Genomic DNA, 17,265 nt, shown 5'->3' with positions numbered 1-17,265 from the left:
TCTACTCCACGACCTCAGCCCCGGCCCCCTCCCCACCCGGCGCGAAGAACGGCGCGGCTCCGGCCGAGGCGGGCGAGCGCGGTCTGGAGAGCGAACGCGAACGCGCTCGGCTGTCCACACAGGTCGAGCGGCTGCGCGGTGAACTCTCCCGGGTGTCCGAGCAGGCCGCGCAGGCGAGCGAACGCGCCCAGGTCTTGGACCTGGAGCTGATGGCTCTCACCCGCGAACGCGACCAACACGCCCAGCGCGCCCAGGCCGTCGAGGCGGAGGTGCAATGGCTGCGCCTCCAAATCGCCGCCCAGGGGCTGCACCAGCTGGCCGCCGCGCCGGCGCCGCCGCCCCCGGCCACCGCGGGGCCTCCCCGCCGGGTGGAGGAACTCCTCGAGCGCATCACCGACAGGGCGGCGGCTCTGTCGCACCTGGTGTTCTCTCTTGAGGAAGGCCCCGTGCACGACCTGACCTTGGACCGCGCCAAGGAAGCGGTGTGGGTGGGGCGCGCCTGGGAAGCGCTCCAGGCACTGGAGGACTGGTGCCGCTACCGCGAGGACCACCCCGAGCAGGCGTGCAGTCTGCACGCCTACCTCAGCCGAGCCCCCGACGGGTACCGGACTATCCCGCTCCACCGGCTCAGCCCCACCGAGTCCGAGAACGTGCGCAACGACGGGCGTTTGGCCGCCCAGCGCATGTTCCCGGTCCCCACCCAGGTGGACCCTTGCGGACGGGCGCTGATGCTCGCCCACATCCGGCTGGACACCAACTACGGGATCTGCCCTCGCCTGTACTTCCTGCCCGACCCCACCACACAGGCCGTCACCGTCGGTTACCTCGGCCGTCACCTGACCAACGCACGTACCTCCTGAGCTGCACCTCACGCGGCGGCAGGGGCTGCTGCGGCGCTGGCGGCGACCTGGATGACATCAACCGTGCCCACCCGTGACTCGAGTCCTTCTTCATATGCACACCATCGACCCTCACCCGTACTTCCAAGCCGTTCGGGTGCCGCACAAGAACCCCGCAGGGCAGGTCCTCCACATGTGTCCTTCTCGGCGTCGCTTCTACCTGCCCGAGCAGCTGATCGTTGAACGAGGCCTCAGTACTGCGCGTGATCCAGGCCGAGGACCACGGGGCTCAGGAGATATTCAGGCCCGCAAGAAATCGCGCGATGGCCCCGCAGAGCCCAGAAAAACGCTAGGGTCGGTACCGCAGCGGTTCCGCAGAGGCCCGCTCGGTCGTGAACAGGCACTCGGACCCCGGCATCCGGTCTGAAGACCCAAAGGTGTGGTGCGCCTGCTCTGCGTCCAGACGAGTAGTGATATGAGCCCGTGCGGGCCCTGTGACTTCGCTTCTGGCCGGGCAGACGCGAAAGGACCGACATGCCTCACTCTGCTCGCCGCAGCATGGCCACCGTGCGTGCCCGGTACACCGGAGAAACACTCCAACAGGCCCAGGCCGGCATCGCCCGCGGTGCACGCAACCACGGCTTGGACACCTGCGCTCCACGCCAACACGCCTTGAGGGCGTTCCTCGCCCTGGCGGTGTACAACCGCAACTCCGAAGGCGCGCCCCCGCGGTGGTGGGGTGCCCACACCATCACCGCCTACACCATTCACGTCTCTGCGCGCTTCGACGACTGCGTGATCTTCACCGACACCCCATGGAACGTCGCGCACTACTTCCTGTCCCGCCAAGCCGAGGAGTACGTGGTCCCCGGACTGCGTGCCGTGTGCGCATGCCTGGATCACTACCGGCTGCTGCATGTCCCCACCGGCGCTGTCCTGACCATCAGGGGCGAGGGCACCTACGAGGACCAACGCACCTGTGCTGAGCCCTGCCCAGGAAGCATCCACGAGCGCTACCTGTCGGTCGGCAACCCGTTGACGGCCGCCGAAGAGAGCGAACTGGACACCGTCCCGCCCGCCAGCCAGAGCGCACAGGTTCTACTGGCCGGACTGTTCACCCGGACCGTACTCAGCGCTCCCGACCGCTCCTGGACCACCGGCGGGTGGTACTACGCCCCGCCCGGCGTCCGCTCGGCCATCCCCTACCAGTACAGCGGGTCTCGCATGCTTTGGGGATCAGGCGACCACTGGATGCTGCGCTGGACCGGCTTTCCCAACGCCGAATTCATCGCCTCCGCTCTGACCGACGAGACCATTGGTCTGGCCGGCGCCACGGCGGAGCCCTCAGGCAACGACCTCGTCGTGCGCTACGGCGACACCGAGCTCAGGCTCGTCGAATACCACCGTCACCTTCTCGGGTCCACACCGCTCATCCTGTCCAAGGTCCGACAGGAGTAGCCGTCCTGGCGAAGAGGCCCCGGATCGACGGCAGCGGCAGCCGACCTGGCCGTTTGCCGTGCTTAACGCTCTCGGATGCGCTAGCGTCAGAGCCATGGCGGTCCGCAGAGGCCTGCCGGTCGCATACAGGCCTTAGACCCCGGCGTCCTGATCCTGGCGACCCAAGGGGTGTGGGGCGCCCGCTCTGCGATAACGGACGAATCGTCGTGCCCTGTATGGGCCTCACCGTTCCTCCGGCCGGGCGGAAGGACGAGGATGCACTCATGCCGCACACCACCCGTCGTCAAGTCGCGCTTCAACGCGCCCGTCACACCGGAGAGACCCTCACCCAGGCCCGTGCCGGTACCCTCTGTGTCAGGGTCAAGTGGGACACCAGGGGATAAACTCCACTAACTGACACAAGCAGGGCGAGGACAGGCAGTAGCGACGGTGACGATGACCAACCACGACCTCCAGGCCACCGACCAGAAGCCCCGAGCCGACCGGCCCAAACGCCGGACCTTCACCTCCGCCTACAAGCTGCGGATCGTGGAGGAATACGACAGCGCCCCCACCGGAGAAAAGGGCGCACTTCTGCGCCGGGAAGGGCTCTACGGCTCCAGCGTCCAACTGTGGCGCAAACAGCGCCAGACCGGTGAACTGAACACCTCCCAGACAGCCAACACCACCACGAATAAGAAAAAACCGGAACAGGCCGAGCTGGAACAGTTGCGCAAGGAAAAAGCGCGACTGGAGCGCGCCAATACTCGGATGTCCAAGAAGTTGCAGCAGACCGAGGCCGCCATGGAGGTGCTGGGAAAAGCACACGCGCTCTTGGAAATGGTGTCCGAGAGCGCGGACTCGGAGAACTCGTAACCCAGACCCGCCAGGATGTTCGCGCACAGCTCGAACCCTTGGTCGGGATCAAGACCTCCTGTCGCCTGTCGGGAATCAACCGCTCGACCTACTACCGACACCGCGACCCGTCGCCGAAAGCGCCACGGGAAGTATCCACGGCCGCGCCGCCGAACCGTTTGTCGCCCGCTGAGTGCCACCACATCATCACGGTGCTCAACAGCGCAAGGTTCCGTGACAAGGCGCCCCGGCAGGTGTGGGCCGCGCTGCTGGACGAGGGCGTCTACCTGTGCTCGGTCTCCACGATGTACCGGCTGCTGCGTGCTCAGGGCCAGACCCGGGAGCGGCGTGCTCAGGCCCGTCACCCGGCCAAGATCAAGCCGCAGCTGATGGCCCAGGTCCCGAACCAGGTGTGGAGTTGGGACATCACGAAATTGCGCGGTCCCGGGCCGGGACGGTTCTTCGATCTGTACGTCATGATCGATATCTATTCTCGGTATGTGGTGCACTGGGAGGTGCATTCCAGCGAGTCTGGGGAAATCGCCAGACAGTTTATGCAGAACTGTATCCGAGCCAACAGCGGGATCGCTGCCGAGGTGATCCATTCCGACCGGGGTACGGCGATGACTTCACAGTCGGTGGCCGATTTGCTATCCATGCTCGGGATCACCAAGTCGCACTCTCGACCGAAGGTCAGTAACGATAACCCTTACAGCGAAGCTCACTTCAATACATTAAAGTACTGCCCGGTGTTTCCTGGCAGGTTCGGGTCCATTCAGGATTCCCGGCAGTTCTGCCGCAGGTTCTTCGAGTACTACAACCACGAGCATTACCATTCCGGGATCGGGCTGCACACACCTTTCGCGGTCCATATCGGTACCGCGCACGCGATCCAGGACAAGCGAGCTCAGACGATCGAGACGTTCCGGGCGACCAACCCGTGGCGGTTCACCCGCCGGCCGACGTTGCCCGGACTGCCTCAGGCCGCGTGGATCAACGAGCCCAGCGAGCTCGGCGCCGCCGAGCGGCAGGCTCCTGACCAGCGCAAAGCATCCTAAAGATCACTGGTCCGTGTCCGATTGGACTTGACACATCCCGGTATCGGCCGCGGATCCTCCCTCCACGGCCTGGACCACTGCACGCCCACCCAACGCGCTCTGCGTGCCCTGATTGCCATGGGAGTGTTCAACGACGGCTACCGGGGTGCACCTCCCCGGGGGTGGGGCGCCCACCGGCTCATCGTCTACGGGTTCCACCTTTCCCCGCGCTACGACGACCTGGTCATCTTCACAGACTCACCGGACAACGTCGCACGCTGCTTCGCGTCTTGGCGTGCGAAGCGGCCGGCCTTCCCCGGCTGGCGCGCGGTGTGCGTGACTACACATGTGCGGCTGGTGCACCTGCCCACGGGTGCGGTCCTGGGCGTCGAAGCCGTCGACAGCGATCGACGACGCTCGCAATGTGCCAGCCCTTGTCCGGGGAGTCGCCACGCTAAGTACATGGCAACCGATGCACCCCTCACCGAGGAGGAGGACACGGAGCTGGGTGCGGTGCCGCCCATGAGCGCGAGCGCGAGCATGCTACTGGCCGGGTTGTTCGCCCGCATGACGCTCACGGCCGCAGACGGGTCCTGGGCCACGGGCGGCTGGTTCTCGTGCCCGCCCGAGGTCAGCGCGCGCCGCTCCTTCGTTCCCGAGACCGGGCGGGTGCTGTGGGGCTCTCACGACCGGTGGTCGTTGAGCTGGGGCGGCTTTCCCGACGCGGAGTTCGTCGCGGCGGCCCTGACCGATCCACACGTGGGGTTGGCCGGGGCAGCAGCTCACGATGACGGCCGTGCGATCGTCGTCAGGTACGGCACTGCATCTCTGACCTTGGCCGAGGACTTCCGCGTCTCTCCTCCGATATCGCTAAGCACGACACCGGACTAAGCCTGATTGCACGGGGAGCCGCTGTGTGTGATGCTCCTGGCACGGTGTCTGAGGGCGCCGCGGCTCCCCTGCACTGCCCGACGGATGGGGCATGAGACCCAGACGGCGGAACCGCCTACCCTCTCAACGACCAGCTACACGTTCGGCCGGGCTCTACCCCTCAGATCAGGCAGGTGGGAGCCGGTATTGGTATTCGGTAGGCGTGAGGTCTTCCTCCTGTGGTGTCCAGTTCTCGTACACGCTGAAGGCACCCCCGCTGGCTTCGTAGACGTTGGAGACCCGGATACCGTGCACCACGAACAAGTCGATGTTCGCGAAGGCCCGAGCGTGGCGCCTCTCGTTAACCGTGAGACGAACGTTCACCGGAGGCCCGGACAGCCCCTTCACCTCGACATGTTTGGTTTCATCCCCCCGGACGCAGAGCAGGTCATAGGGTCTGCCCGGTCGGCCTCTTTCCACCACACGCCACCCCTGTGCCTGGTAGTAGGCGATAGCGACATCCTCGGCGTGTAGCTCCACTGCTCGTCGTCTCCGGGGGTCTGGCTGCCGTGGAAGCCCTCCTCCCCTACTCTTTTCGGCGCCATCCAGCTGCTCGGGAAGATCGTGCTTCTTCTGGAGCGGTGCCTCCGGTCCGAAGGTGGACGGCAGCACCATGCTGTCCGCGGGCCCGATGCGGAACCCCGGCCGGCGCTCAGGTGGGTCCTCCTGGAAGTTCAGGCGGGGATGCTTCGACAGGTATCTGGCGTGGTCGAGGACCAGAGCACACTCTTCTACGGGTAAAGAAGCGTCCAAGTGCGCAAAGTAGCCGACCCCGGTCTCGTTGGCCTCATGCCAGAACAGATCGGCGGCCTGGAGGTCCAGAACATCTAGGTGCTCCAGCCTCCGGTCCACGTCGATCGTTCGCCCCTTGATCGTCTGCCCGTGGGCCATGGCGAGTTCACCCATCACCGAGCGAAGGACCTGCGGGCCCCACACGACCAGACAGGAGTATCTGATCTTGCGGCCCCTGAGTTCCGTGTGCGAGGAGGCGCTGGTGACGAGTGTGCTGTGGTGGTATATGAGCAGGGATTGAACGGTGGCGGCCCAGCGTGTGAAGGTGCCATCACCTGGTTCGTGCTGGTCGGCACAGGGCCAGGGTTCCCGGGCGTCGACAGGGGTTCCGTAGGCGGAGAAAACCTTGTCGAATAGCACGCGGCCGTCCCCACGGGTAATCGCCAAGCGTTGGAGGCGTCCGCAGCACTGCGCTGTCCGGCCGGCCACGACCACGGCGGGGCACTGGGAATGGACCACCTCTTCTCGGATGTCGAGAGCCAGTTCGTCGGGGCCGCGGAATAAGCGGGGTCGTTCCCTCTCCGGCTCGGTACGGGCACGGGACGTGCGGTACAGCGGTGTGAGTGCCCGGCCGCCCCAAGCAGTGGGGTCGTGCTCCAGGTACGCGTCAGGTCCCACACTCTCGGTGTTGGGGACAAGGACATAGCTGCGACCCGCTTGGGAGAGTTCGGCGTAGGTCGCCAAGCCCTCGGGAACAGACTCGTCCGCGTACGTCGGAGTTGACAGCAGGCGGCGAAGGGGAATGGTCGGCGGCACCGGACCAGCCTAAGGTCCTGCGGCGCAGGCAGTGCCGGTCCAGGCCTGGGATCCTGCGAGCGGCCGGAATGGACCGGCTTTTTGCCCGGTTCGGCGCACATCGCGCCGGGAGTCCTCCATGCTCCCAGCCAGCCCACACCCGCGGAGGCCTGACTTGGGGCGGGATCCCAGTCGCGGCACATGTGCACGGGTCAGCAGGCAGGGTGCACCACGAAGTCGACCCCCCTGACCCGGACGACTTCGCGCCCGTCGTAGAAAACCGCCGTGTCCTCGATATCCGCTGGCCACAGCCCTGGGTAGGTGCGGGAGAAGGCCAACTTACGCAGATGCTCCAAGTACCCGAAAGCGGTCGTGGGCGGATACAGGTCCCACCCGCCCTGAGCTCGACGCGTGACGCGGAGTTCTTCTGTGGTGAACTGTCCGTACTCGCCGGTGAGGGCATCGATGACCTGGACCAGGACTCTGGAGTCCTCCTCGTGGGCTGGACGCAGGACGGGTGGGCGGTGAGGGCCGCGGTCCGGGATCGCAACCTCACCAGGCAGCGCGAGGTCCTCCAAGGGGTTGTGGCGCAACAGGATCTGGTTGCCCAAGGCGGTGTGGAGACGCACCCACCCCGTGGTGGGGTGGACCTGTGTGCGTTGGCGCAGGTGTGCGGGAAGGGCGATCGCTGACCGTGCGTCGGTCAGCATCCGGGCGAGCTCCTGCGCGTCTGGGTGACTCCCCCATTCCAAGTGCATCAAGCGCGATCCGTCCGAACGCGTATAGCGGGGGTTGGACCACAGCTTGTAGAAGGGCCAACAGCCTTTTACGGGTGTGCCACGTAGCAGTCCCAGACGTCGTAGGAACGCTGATCCCAGCTGGGCGGCTTCGGCCGCCACCGGTCCTGGACGCGCCGGTGCGCGCCAGGCGAGGGCGTCGTGTTCGATGGGCAGCAGGTTCTTGGGGTTCTCCGCCCAGGGCCACACGGTGCCCGTGGGGCTGCCGGTTCGCAGCCACGTGTGTGCCCACATCCACTGTTGTTGGGAAGCCTCGATCAGGATCCGTCCCGCCAGGTTCAGGTGGTGCAGCACGAGGTAGCGACCGCTCCTGTGCACTCTCAGGCCCGGGATTCCCATGAAGTCCTGATCGGGGACCGCGCAGGGCAGGCAGGCGTTCAAGACCTGGGTCAGATGGGGTCGGGCGATATGCACGATGAGCGCATCGTGGCCGGGGGTGCATCGCTCGATCGCGAAGGGCGGGTCCTCATGGTGCTCGACCTTGTGCAGGTGGTCGAGGCTGCTGAGGAACAGGCTCTCCAGGCGGGCCTGGCCATCGGTAGCTTCGGGGATCACCTGGTTGCACAGGGAGAGCGTGGCGATGGCGCGGCGGGCCACGCTGTGGGGTTCGCGCGTCGCGGTTGTTCGAAGCTTGGCCAGCAACTTGTGACGGGACATGGCTTCTCCAGCGTCCCGGCCACGCTCGAAGATCAGTCCTGTCGAAGGCATCACTGGAAGTGGGGAGGGTGGGCGAGGCCGGTTGCCGACATCCAGCATCAGCCAACCGTCCCTGGTAGTCAGCATGCTCCAGGCGCTCGATGCCCGGGGCGGCCACACGATCCTGGAGGCCGGGCTCGGCGCCCAGTTGCTCCAGCTGCGTGGCCACGATCGAGGGAGCGGAGATGCAGGAGATCATCTCGCCTGTCTCGTCATGCTTGATGGGTACGGCGTCCTCAACGTAGGTCTTCTGGAGCTCGACGCCGGGGAGGAAGCGGTGGCGTTCGATGCTCTGGAAGGCGTCGATGATCTCGGGGGTGCGCAGGGTGTTGTTGTCGGCGAGGCGACCCACGAGCGTGTGGCGCAGGTCGGCGGGGGCGGTGGTGGAAATCAGGGTGTTCTCCATTCGGGTCACGTTAGAGGCTGAGAGGGCTGGGCGGTGGGTGGACACGGCAACGTCCTCGGTGTTGGCGAAGGCGACATAGTGGCCCAGCCAGGCCGCCGCTGCCTGTTCGTCGGGGGGCACCCCGGCGCGGTTGAAAGCGAAGATAGCGTGGTGGACCAGGACCGCGCTCAGACCCCGCGTGAGGTGCCCGCGGGCGGAGAGGTCGCGTAGCTGGTGACCGGCGTCGGTGAAAGCCTCCACGCGCTCGGCCCAGCCGGGTTCGGTGTCGGGTCGTTGGGCGGCGTCGACGTTCATCAGGCGGCGCATGGCTGAGAGTTTGACCCACACGTCGCCGACCTCGAAGGGGTCCATCCCGGTGGCTCGGATCATGGTGGCGATCAGCAGGATGCTGCGCTCTCTGCCGCCGGATTGGCCGGTCTCGGTGAGGGCTGCTCGGCTGTCGGCGCAGAACAGTTCGTGGGCGAGATCCATGCCCGCTGTGCCGCCGAAGGCCTCGGTCTCCGGCTCGTAGACGCCCCCGGTCCAGCCGGTGATGGTTCCTTCGGTGACGAGGCAGCCAAAACATCAGACACGGATTGTTCCGTGCGCAGACGCAGTCCCCCGTCCTTGCGCAGGAAGTGGAACCGTTGATCACCCAGCGTCTGGGCCATCGCCTGAGCGACCTGAGGGCTGATCCCGGATACTGTCGCCTGGGCCGAGGTCTTCCACGTGTGAGGGCCTGCTGTTGACCTTGAGTATCTGCGGGTAGGAGCTTCCAGCCTGGGCGGGGACCGCCGCAGTGTGTGCTTAGTCGAGGAGTTCCACGACGTAGCCCAGGCGAGCAGGCCCCTGGAGTGAGAAGAGGCTCTACACAGGGGGTGTCGGTCACAGCCGTGGATCCGTTGTTGCCATCTTTTGTGACTCTGGGGAGGGATACCGTTGGATAGTCGCCCTCACAGGTGATGCGGCACCCCGCTTACTCACCCAGCAGGACACCGCCCAGGTTGTATATGCCGGGCACGCCCGAAATTAGGGTCGCCAGAAGGAACACCACGGACTTCAGGTCGCCCCCTTTGACAAGCAAGGACACCCTCAACTGATGGCAGTGACACAACAGGAAATCGAGAGCCGGTTGTGGGACGCCGCCGATGAGCTGCGCGTGGCGATGCCCGAAGCGCAGTACTCCTCGGTCGTCTTCCCGCTCATGTTCTGGAAGTACCTGTCGGACACCTGGGAGCACAAACACCAGGAGTTCCTGAAAGACAATGCCGAGGTCTTGAGCGCTCTCTCCGCTGAGGAGTCCCAGGAGATCGAGTACCGCGACTACCAATCGTTCGAGATCCCGTTCATCCATCCTGGCGCCGTTCGGGAACGTCGCGCCTCATGGGCGTCCATCCTGGCCACCATCACCCAGCCCGGCCTCGGGCAGCGTGTTCGCGCCTCACTGCAGGCCATCGAGTCCGCCAACCCTGACAAGTTCTCCCGACTGTTCGGGTCCATGACCTGGACCTCTGAAGAAGTGCTATCAGGAGATGTGTTGGCCTCGGTCATGCAGGCGATGGACCGCGCCCCGAAGATGCATGAGGGCAACATGTCCCACGACGTGCTCGGCGGGGCGTACGAGTATCTCCTGAAGCGGTTCTCCGATGGATCAGGAACTCGCGCGGGCCAGTTCTTCACCCCGCGCGAAGTCGTCGAGCTGATCATCGAGGTCCTGGACCCCAAGGGCTACGAGTCGGTGTACGATCCCACCTGCGGGTCAGGCGGCATGCTTATCGCCTCGGCGAACCTCCTGAAAGCGCGCGGTGGCCGCGGCTACACCCTCCGCCTGCACGGGCAGGAGGCCGTACCGGACACCGCCGGTGTAGCACGCATGAACCTCTTCATGCACAACCTGACCCAGTTCCAGGTCGAGGTCGGCGACACTCTGAAGGACCCGCGCTTCAAGAAGCCGGATGGATCCATGGCGCAGTTCGACGTGATCGTCGCCAACCCGCCCTACAGCCTCAAGTGGAAGCCCTGGGCCAAGGACCCGCGCGCCATCGGCGGAGTCGCCCCGCAGTCATCGGCGGACTGGGCGTTCGTCCAGCACATGATCGCCAGCATGAACCCGAAGAAGGGCCGCGCCGGTGTCGTCCTACCCCACGGCGTTCTGTTCCGCAGCGGCCAGGAAGCAACCATCCGCCAGCGTGTCCTGGATGACGACCTCCTGGAAGCCGTCATCGGGCTGCCCTCCAACCTTTTCTACAGCACCACCATCCCCACAGTGATCCTGGTGTTCCGAGCGCCCGGTACCAAGGCCCCGGAGCGACAGGACGGTGTGCTGTTCGTCGACGCCTCCAAACGGTTCACCAAGGCCAAGAAGCGCAACGTCCTGACTGACACTGACATCGTAGATACGGCAAAGACCTACCATTCGGCTTTCGATGCCGCTGGCAACCCGGCAGACCCGGATGGTCACGGTGGCCTCTCCGCACGCTTCGTTCCCACCTCAGAGATCATGGCGAACGAGTATGACCTCAGCATCGGCCGCTACATCAAGCAGGCCGTTACTGAGGCCGAAGACCTCAGCACCATGATCGAGGCGTACAACCTCGCCCGAGCGGAGCGCCAGAAGACAGAGCAGCGGATGCTCGACGTACTCGACGCAGCTGGGGTCGGGGGATTCGATGAGTGAATGGGAGCAGACCACTCTTGGGGCAATCGCGGACCTCTCGATTGGCCGTACGCCCGACCGTAAGAACCCAGATTACTGGACAACAGACACAACGTACCCGTTCTGCACCATCGCAGACATGCCTGAGCGGTCATGGACGGTGAACCCAACGCGCGAAGGGGTCACTAGTGCCGCAATCACGGACGGCAAGGCCAAGCTGGCCCCTGCTGGCTCATTGCTGATGAGCTTCAAGCTCACCATCGGCCGTGTCGGCTTCGCTGAGCGGGACGTCTATCCGAACGAGGCCATCGTTCGCATTGATCCACGTGACCGTTCCACAGTCTATGACCGGTATCTTGCGGCCTGGCTGGAGTCCCATGACCTCATGGAGAACGCACCTCGCGCGGTCAAGGGCAAGACGTTGAACTCCAAGAGCCTCGCGCTCATCTCGGTGGTCCTGCCGCCGTTGCTGGCGCAGGAGCAGATCGTCGAGGTCATTGGCACGGTAGAAGACCAAATCACTGCATTGGACACAGAGGCCGCCGCGCTGGAAGGCGTCTACCTGGCAGCAACATCCCTGCTCTGGCTTACTTCTCAAGGCGACGAGGCCGAGACCAGAGCCCTCGGTGACGTGATGCACCACGATGTCGTTCGGACGCCAATGGAATCGGGAACTACCTACCATCTCGCCGGAGTGCTCAATTCTGGCAAGGGTCTCGTAGACAAGGACGTGTTCGACGGGGCAGATACCGAGTACACCGCAATGAATGTCCTTCGGGCGAACCAGGTGGTAATGCGAAAGTTGACTGCTTGGGAGGGACCGATCACCGTGGTTCCCGCAGAGTTCGACGGCTTCGTAGCAAGCAACGAGTTCCCGACCTTCACCCTTGCCGATGACATCGCCCCAAAGTGGATGAAGCACGCCTGCCGAACACCTCGGCTGTGGGCGGAGATGCAGAGCAGGGTCGTCGGAACCGTGCAGCGCCGTAAGCGGCTCAACCCCGACCAGCTACTGTCGGTGGCGCTTCCCGTCCCATCTCGGCCTGAGCAGGAGCAGGCGGCGGAGGCACTGGACGCGATGGAGGCGCAGGCCACTACGATCCGCGCCGAAGCCGACCGGCTCCGCAACGTCCGTGCCAGGCTCCTGTCGGGGCTGCTGGACCGCACCATCGACATCAAGTCCGCTGAATTGGAGTTCTGATCTGTGGCGAAGGGCATTCAGGAGCGTGAATTTCAGAATCTGATGATCCAGTGGTCTCTCCCCATGAGCTGGGAGTTCACTGCGGGCAGGTCGCTGGCCCGTGAGACCACTCAGACGGTGGTCTCCGGGCCTCTTCGGGAAGCCCTCATCCGACTCAACCCCGGAGTGATCGCCGGATTCGCTGTGGACACCGTGGTCGAGGAGATCGTCGCTACGGTCAACGCCGTCGAAGGCGGGTTGGTACGGGCCAACGAGCAGGTGCTGCACCTGCTGCGTGGGCACAAGGAGTTTCGAGACTCCGAGGGTACGTGGCACGCCCTGAAGGTCATCGACTTCGAGCACCCGACCGCCAACACCCTCATCGTCTCGGACGAGGTGTCCATCTCCGTGCCCGGCAAGCCCTCCCGCCGGTTCGACCTCGTGTACTGGATTAACGGCCTGCCCCTGGTCGTAGTCGAGGTGAAGTCCCCGACCGCGAAGTCCGCGTGGGCCGATGCCGCACGCGAGATCAACAACGTGTACGCCACCGAGTACCCCTGGTTCTTCACCCCCAACGTTTTCGCCATCGCCTCGGACGGGCTGAAGCTGCGGTTCGGTGCCGCCGGGGCGCCCACGAACCTGTGGCAGCCCTTCCGCTCCACTTCCGACGACGAGAACCTGTCCGGGCAGGCCGACGTGCAACGCTCGGTCGAGTTGTTGCTCAATCCGGCCACGATCCTGGACATGCTCGCCAACTTCGCCCTTTTCGACACCTCCGGTGGTGGGGCGGATAAGAAGTACCTGCCCCGCTACCCGCAGTTGGAAGCCGCCCACTTGATCCACGAGCGGGTCCTCGCTGGCGGCCGGAAAGGGTTGATCTGGCACCACCAAGGCAGCGGGAAGACGCTGCTGATGGTGTTCACTGCCTCCCTTTTGTTGGCCGATGCCCGCACTGACTCGCCCACGATCATCCTGCTCTCAGACCGGCTCCAACTCGTCCGGCAGACCTCCGGAGTCTTCACCTCCGCGATGGGAGACGCCTACTTCCACCAGCCCTCGACCGGTCGGGAGTTGCGTTCGCTGTTGTCCGACGATGTGCGCGGTGTCATCTCCACGACTGTCCACAAGTTCGCCGATGCCGGTAAGAATCTGTCGAGGCGGGGTAACATCATCGTGTTGGTGGACGAGGCCCACCGCACCCAGTCCACCCGGGATGCGTCCCTGGCCGGGCGGATGCGCGCGGCACTGCCAAACGCGAAGTTCTTCGGCATGACCGGCAGCCCTGTCAAGAACTTGTCCACCGACACTTTCGCCCTGTTTGGTGACCAGGAGGACCCGGGGCGGGTGCTGCACCGGTACTCGGTGTCCCGGTCTTTGTTGGACGAGGCGACCGTCCCGGTCATGCTGGATCCGCACCCGGTCCTGTTCGAGATGAACGACCAGGAGTTGCAGGCCGAGTTTGATCAGTTCGCCGACGACTTCGATCTCGACGATCCTGATCGTGAGGCATTGTCCCGCAAGTTTGGTCGTCTGACCTCGGTGTTCGCCAACCCCGATCGTATCGGCGCGGTTTGTCAGGACATCATGGACCACTACTTGGCCGGCGCCTACCGCAACGGCCTCAAAGCGCAGGTTGTCGCGTACAACCGTGAGATGGCCGTGGCGTACACGGACAAGATCAACGAGCTGCTAGCCGGCTTCGAGGCCTCTCAGGTACTCGCTGAGGTCAGCAAGCATGACCGGATCACCGCTGAGGTGAACATCTCCGTCTCCGATGCCAAGAGCGAAGACCCCGCGATGCGGAAGTTCCAGCTCTCAGAGGCCGAGGAAGAGGAGCAAAAGCGGCGTTTCCTCGCCCCGGACGACCCCCTGTGCTTCCTGGTGGTGACCGCCAAGTTGATGACGGGGTTTGACGCTCCCAACGAGGGTGTCCTGTACCTGGACAAGCCGCTGAAGGCCCACAACCTGTTCCAGACCATCACCCGACCCAACCGCACCTGGGTCTCCCCGACCGGGTATGTGAAGACCTCTGGCGTGGTCGTGGACTACATCGGCCTGGCCGAAGAGGTCCAGCGAGCCGTCGTCGATCCCACCGCGAACGGCGGCAGCAAGGGCGGTGGGTTCGTCACCGCCCTGTCCGAGCTGGTTTCCGAGTTCCGCACCACGTTCGCCCGCATCGAAGACCTCCTCGCTGACGTGGAGGACCTGGACCTCACAGTCCACGGCTACGAGTCCGTGCGCGCCATCAACACCTTCCTGGACCGCAACGAAGGCGCAGTCGAGGTGTTCAGTAAGGACTTCCGGCTCCTGGCCCGCTTGTATCCGCTCATCAGCACTGACAAGCGCATCGCCAAGTATCGGGACGGCTTCGGGCTGTTCGGTTCGGTGTACACGACCCTGTTCAAGAAGTCCTCCGGCGAGGAAAGGAAGGAACGATTGGGCGCGCTGGGGCCGATGGTCCTGGGGATCATCAACACCCACGTCCACTCCTTCTCTGTGGCCGCATCTCAGGAGGAATCCCTGGTGCTGGACGCCCAGGGCATCGCCATTCTGAAGGAGTTGCTGACTCTCGTCCATCCCAAACCCGGCAAGGACGACGGCGAGGACAAGACGCCGCCGTCCGCAGCGGAGATCCTGGACCGTATCAAGGCCGCCCTCGACAAGGGCGTCGAACCAGGGTCAGCGAAGTACACCGCCCTGGCGGAGCGGATCAGGCTGCTGCGGGAGCGGATCATCCAGAACTCCCAGGACGCGTTGGCGTTCTTGTCCGAAGCACTTCGTGTCGCCAAGGCCGTCGTAGATGCCGAGAAGCACCCCAACGAAGCCGTCGTTGTCCTGGACGATGACCACGTGGGCGTGTTGTCACGGATCATCCATGACCACGCACCGTCCGGCCTCACCGTCACCGAACGGAACCTGGCCGAGGAGATCGACAAAGTCGTCACCCGCACCCTCAGCCAGTCATGGGACAACGCCGACGAACGCAACCGAGGCGTCCGCCGTGCCACCGCCGCAGTCTTCCGCAAATACGCCTTGAAGCCCGTGGGCGAACCATACAACTCCACCGTCGCCTACATCAAAGCCCACTACCTCGTCGACTAACGACACACAGACCCGACACTTGACTAGCGATCCACATGGAAAGCTACAAATTTCCAGAGTGTGGGGGGCGGTACCCCAGGTGTGTGCGGCCAGTAGTCGGGGCCGGGGGATGTGCGGGGCAGGAGTTCCTCGGCGAGCCGGTTGCCCTCCCACATCCGTCCGCCCGGCTTGGTTGCGGACTCCACCCGCAGCCATGCCGGGGAGCCGTCGGGGCGGGTGACCGGTCCGCTCAGGGTTCGGCCGCTCACTCCGCGGTGCCGTTCCCCCACCGGCAGGGTGGTCAGGTCCAGGGCGGTGACCGCGTGCCCCCAGGCGTGGTCCAGGTCGGGTGCCTGGGGTGGGGGTGTGCTCATGCGTCCCGGTCGGCTTCCCAGTCCACCTGGGGGCTCTCGCGCTGATCCCACAGGGGGAGAAGGCGGGTGTGCCGCGTGCGGATTACTTCGGGTGCGTCGGGGAGAGCGGGGTTGGCGAGGAATCGGGGGCCGGGGCCGTGGCGATGTTCGCGGTCCCACCGGCGGACGTGCTCGACCAAGCGGTGGACCAGTTCGGTGGCGTTGGGGCCGTGGCCGCGGGCGAGGAACTCCCACTGGTCGGGGTCGGTCGATGTTTGGGGCAGTACCAGGTAGGCCAGGCCGGTGCCATCCCAGACCGCTGGACTCTGGTGCACGCCAATGGTGGCGTGGCCCAGGGCCTCGGCATCACCGGACAGGGTGGCGAAGCCGGGCAGGGTGGTGGCCAGCCACAGCTGCAGACCTCCGAAGTATTCGTTGCGGCCTATCCGTACCCCGGAGCGCTCCTCGTAGGCGGGCTCGGCGAATACCTCAGGCAACCGGCCAGGGGAAGGGACGGGGTCGGCGTCGGTGGTCAGCGCCACCTGGTCCGTGAGCGACACGATGGTAGGCGCTGGCGCGCCCAGCCCTTGCATGGGTACGAACCCGGTGTGGTCGCCGGTCTCCCCTACCAGCAGGTCCTGTCCGTGGTGGGTGAAGGCGTAGACGCGCTGAAACCCCCGCACGCCCAAGGGCAGGACCAGGCGTCCGCCCTCGATGAGCTGTTCGGTCCAGGCCGGGGGCAGGTCGGTGGCGGCGACCGTGACGATGATCCGATCGTAGGGGGCGCCGGCGGGGTGTCCGTGTTCGGCGTCGCCGAGCACCACCTCCACTCGGTCGGCGTACCCGCTCTGGGCCAGGCGGCTGCGGGCCCGGTCGACGACCTCGGGGTCGATGTCGATCGAGGTCACCTGTCCGTCGGGGCCGACGACCTCGGCGATCAGGGCGGCGTTGTAGCCGCCACTGCCGATCTCCAGCACCCGCATCCCCGGCCGAAGGTCGGCGCGCTCCAGCATCAGGGTCTGGATCCAGGTGGCCGAGATGGAGCTGGTGGCTTCCCCGTTGCCGTCGAACTTGGTCCGCAGCACGGCCTGGGGATCGTAGACCTCCTCCAGCGGAAAGTCAGGTACGAAAAAGTGGCGCGGTACCGCGCGCACGGCGACGGCTACCGGTTCCGACCGTAGAGCGTTGACGGCCCACAGCCGCTCGATCATCCGCTCACGCAGAGCGTCGACGTGGTCGGTGCTGCGGTGGGCGGGGGTGGTCTCAGAGGTTGTCACACCGGCAGGTTAGCCGGGCAGGATGTGGCAGGTGGTGTTCTTCCCGAAAGCAGTGAGCAAAGGCCCTGTGGGCGGCTCGCCTGCTGGTGGCGTGTGTCTCAGGTGTGAGGTCTTCCCCGCCGTCGGTCGCATGTTCACCACGGAGGCTGGTCGTCTAGGTGAGGCTTCGTGGTGCTCACTGCGCCACCGCCCTGGTGACGGTCGTCGCCGCGCAG

Annotated in this window: 10 protein-coding genes and 3 pseudogenes; 8 read left to right on the top strand and 5 right to left on the bottom strand. The window is 65.3% G+C overall.

Annotated features, from left to right (window positions below):
• The 5 genes and pseudogenes from BQ8420_RS32015 to BQ8420_RS31505 form a co-directional block, all read left to right on the top strand.
• Nucleotides 1-860 (top strand): annotated as a pseudogene (locus tag BQ8420_RS32015) (hypothetical protein); the annotation flags it as partial.
• Between the two features lie 513 nt (nt 861-1,373).
• Nucleotides 1,374-2,297 (top strand): hypothetical protein, encoded by a 924-nt coding sequence (locus BQ8420_RS19030; RefSeq protein WP_143847411.1) that lies wholly within the window; start codon nt 1,374-1,376, stop codon nt 2,295-2,297.
• Nucleotides 2,298-2,732: 435 nt separating this feature from the next.
• Complete coding sequence (locus tag BQ8420_RS32360; RefSeq protein WP_087100483.1) at nt 2,733-3,152, top strand: transposase; 420 nt, start codon at nt 2,733-2,735, stop codon at nt 3,150-3,152.
• Between the two features lie 26 nt (nt 3,153-3,178).
• Nucleotides 3,179-4,189 (top strand): annotated as a pseudogene (locus tag BQ8420_RS19020) (IS3 family transposase); the annotation flags it as partial.
• Nucleotides 4,190-4,306: 117 nt separating this feature from the next.
• Nucleotides 4,307-5,059 carry a hypothetical protein gene (locus BQ8420_RS31505; protein WP_160049357.1) on the top strand — a complete coding sequence of 251 codons (753 nt, stop codon included), beginning with the start codon at nt 4,307-4,309 and terminating at the stop codon, nt 5,057-5,059.
• Between the two features lie 165 nt (nt 5,060-5,224).
• On the opposite strand, the gene BQ8420_RS19010 is transcribed toward BQ8420_RS31505, so the two are convergent.
• The 3 genes and pseudogenes from BQ8420_RS19010 to BQ8420_RS32840 all read right to left on the bottom strand — a co-directional run.
• Nucleotides 5,225-6,250: a protein NO VEIN domain-containing protein gene (locus tag BQ8420_RS19010; protein WP_143847404.1), complete on the bottom strand. Its 1,026-nt coding sequence runs from the start codon at nt 6,248-6,250 to the stop codon at nt 5,225-5,227.
• 587 nt (nt 6,251-6,837) lie between these two features.
• Entirely contained in the window at nt 6,838-8,019 is a 1,182-nt protein-coding gene (locus BQ8420_RS32845; RefSeq protein WP_235006363.1) for a hypothetical protein, read from the bottom strand.
• Between the two features lie 241 nt (nt 8,020-8,260).
• Nucleotides 8,261-9,064 (bottom strand): annotated as a pseudogene (locus BQ8420_RS32840) (thiopeptide-type bacteriocin biosynthesis protein); the annotation flags it as partial.
• Nucleotides 9,065-9,602: 538 nt separating this feature from the next.
• On the opposite strand from BQ8420_RS32840, the gene BQ8420_RS18995 reads away from it, so the two are divergent.
• From BQ8420_RS18995 to BQ8420_RS18985, 3 genes are read left to right on the top strand one after another with little or no spacing between them, the layout of a single operon-like run.
• A complete protein-coding gene (locus tag BQ8420_RS18995; RefSeq protein ID WP_087100478.1) occupies nt 9,603-11,180 on the top strand; it encodes a type I restriction-modification system subunit M in 1,578 nt (525 codons plus the stop codon).
• Nucleotides 11,173-12,360, top strand: coding sequence for a restriction endonuclease subunit S (locus tag BQ8420_RS18990; protein WP_087100477.1), 1,188 nt, complete (start codon nt 11,173-11,175; stop codon nt 12,358-12,360). The genes BQ8420_RS18995 and BQ8420_RS18990 overlap by 8 nt, the downstream gene beginning before the upstream one ends.
• Before the next feature lie 3 nt (nt 12,361-12,363).
• Nucleotides 12,364-15,441, top strand: coding sequence for a type I restriction endonuclease subunit R (locus BQ8420_RS18985; protein WP_087100476.1), 3,078 nt, complete (start codon nt 12,364-12,366; stop codon nt 15,439-15,441).
• 23 nt (nt 15,442-15,464) lie between these two features.
• On the opposite strand, the gene BQ8420_RS18980 is transcribed toward BQ8420_RS18985, so the two are convergent.
• Both BQ8420_RS18980 and fxlM read right to left on the bottom strand, forming a co-directional pair.
• Complete coding sequence (locus BQ8420_RS18980; RefSeq protein WP_087100475.1) at nt 15,465-15,794, bottom strand: hypothetical protein; 330 nt, start codon at nt 15,792-15,794, stop codon at nt 15,465-15,467.
• Nucleotides 15,791-17,050 (bottom strand): methyltransferase, FxLD system, encoded by a 1,260-nt coding sequence (gene fxlM, locus BQ8420_RS18975; protein WP_235006361.1) that lies wholly within the window; start codon nt 17,048-17,050, stop codon nt 15,791-15,793. Before fxlM ends, BQ8420_RS18980 begins: the two co-directional genes overlap by 4 nt.
• Nucleotides 17,051-17,265 lie beyond the last annotated feature (215 nt).

Origin of the sequence: Nocardiopsis sp. JB363 (genome assembly GCF_900143625.1) — a bacterium.
In the GTDB taxonomy this organism is placed as follows: Bacteria; Actinomycetota; Actinomycetes; order Streptosporangiales; family Streptosporangiaceae; genus Nocardiopsis.
The sequence above is the reverse complement of the archived record's forward strand: the minus strand, read 5'-3'. Positions and strand labels throughout refer to the sequence as shown.

Excerpts from the sequence above, each read along its gene's own strand:
- BQ8420_RS18990 (WP_087100477.1), top strand. The coding sequence starts at position 11,173 with ATGAGTGAATGGGAGCAGACCACTCTTGGGGCAATCGCGGACCTCTCG.
- BQ8420_RS18980 (WP_087100475.1), bottom strand. The coding sequence starts at position 15,794 with ATGAGCACACCCCCACCCCAGGCACCCGACCTGGACCACGCCTGGGGG.
- BQ8420_RS32360 (WP_087100483.1), top strand. The coding sequence starts at position 2,733 with ATGACCAACCACGACCTCCAGGCCACCGACCAGAAGCCCCGAGCCGAC.
- BQ8420_RS31505 (WP_160049357.1), top strand. The coding sequence starts at position 4,307 with ATGGGAGTGTTCAACGACGGCTACCGGGGTGCACCTCCCCGGGGGTGG.
- BQ8420_RS19030 (WP_143847411.1), top strand. The coding sequence starts at position 1,374 with ATGCCTCACTCTGCTCGCCGCAGCATGGCCACCGTGCGTGCCCGGTAC.
- BQ8420_RS18995 (WP_087100478.1), top strand. The coding sequence starts at position 9,603 with ATGGCAGTGACACAACAGGAAATCGAGAGCCGGTTGTGGGACGCCGCC.